The sequence below is a fragment of the Streptomyces pseudogriseolus genome (genome assembly GCA_002154585.1).
GTDB classification, from domain to species: domain Bacteria; phylum Actinomycetota; class Actinomycetes; order Streptomycetales; family Streptomycetaceae; genus Streptomyces; species Streptomyces pseudogriseolus.
Genome location: MUNG01000715.1, coordinates 1 through 1,259, shown reverse-complemented (window position 1 = coordinate 1,259; position 1,259 = coordinate 1). Strand labels below are relative to the sequence as shown.

Here is a 1,259-nt window from a genome sequence, read left to right as displayed (position 1 = left end):
CTGCTGCACGCCGCCGAGGCGTTCGACCGGGCCGACGGCCGACGGCTGCACGGCCGCAGGCGCACCCGGACCGCCGCCGTGCGGACCGTCCTCGGCGCCCGGGGCCGCGAGTACGGGATGCGCGTCGCCCTGTGCTTCGGCGCGAGCGCCGCCGTCGCCCAGGTCCTCCACCAGGCGCGTTGGAACGGCCAGCACGAGCACTGGTACTGGCTGCCCGCCACCGCGGTCTTCCTCGTCAAGCCCGACCTCGGGCCGCTGGCCTCCCGCGTGCTGTCCCGCGCCGCCGGGACCGTCCTGGGCGCCCTGCTGTTCGCCGGGCTCGCCGCCGTGCTGCCCCGGCCGGAGGGACTCGTCCTCCTCGTCACCGTCTGCGGGGCGCTGATCCCCCTCGCCACCCGGCACTTCGCCGCGCAGACCGCCGTCGTCACCGTGCTCGTGCTGGCCCTGGTGATGGCCGGGGGCGAGCCGCAGGCGTCCCTCGCCCGGATCGGCGAGACCCTGCTGGCCTGCGCCATCGTGCTGGTCGTGGGACACCTGCCCACGCCCGGCCGGCGCGGCGACGCCCTCCGCGCCCGGCTCGCCGAGGCGAGCGGCGCCGCCCGGGAGTACCTCGCGCATGTGCTCGGGGAGTCCGCGGACCGTGAGGCCCGCTGGGCGCTGCGCCGCGAGGCCTACCGCACCCTCGCCGAGGCCCGCACCGCCATCGCCCTCGCCTCCGCCGAACTCCCGCCCCTCGCCCGGCACGCGGACGGCGCCGACGAGATCGCCGCGGCCCTCGAACGGCTCGTCGACACCACCACCGCCTGCGCCGTCCACCTCGACGACACCGGCGGCCTCGACCCCCACCACCTCCGCCGCCTCACCGCCCTCCGCGTCGAACTCGCCCGCCACGGAGCGCGCCTGCGCCTGGACCTGCCGACGGCGGGCGGGGACGTGCGCGTGGGGGCGCGGCACGGGTAGTCCCGTGTGGGTGTCCGCCCGACCTTTGCGCGGCCCTCAGCCCACCCGCACCCACACCGGCGCGTGGTCCGACCCCGCCGCCCCGCGCCGTTCCCCCGGGTCGGGCCCGACGGACGGGAGCCGGGGCGGTCCGTCGGCCGGCAGGCCCGTGCCCGCCGACGTCACCCGCCGCACCAGCCGGTGGCTGAGCAGCACATGGTCGATCAGCTCCCGGCGTCCTGAGTTCACCCGCGAATAGCGTTCGGACGCCGGGATGAGCGGCGCCACGTCCCACAGCCGGAACGCATCCCCCCCGGTCC

1 protein-coding gene and 1 pseudogene are annotated in these 1,259 nt (G+C 78.0%); one reads left to right on the top strand and one right to left on the bottom strand.

What is annotated here, in order from left to right:
• Nucleotides 1-960: FUSC family protein (locus tag CCN29_RS34290; protein WP_143661478.1), on the top strand; the 960-nt coding region annotated here is incomplete at its 5' end.
• A 36-nt stretch (nucleotides 961-996) separates the two neighbouring features.
• Here the strand turns inward: CCN29_RS34290 and CCN29_RS34285 are convergent.
• Nucleotides 997-1,259, bottom strand: a pseudogene (locus CCN29_RS34285) (endonuclease/exonuclease/phosphatase family protein); the annotation flags it as partial.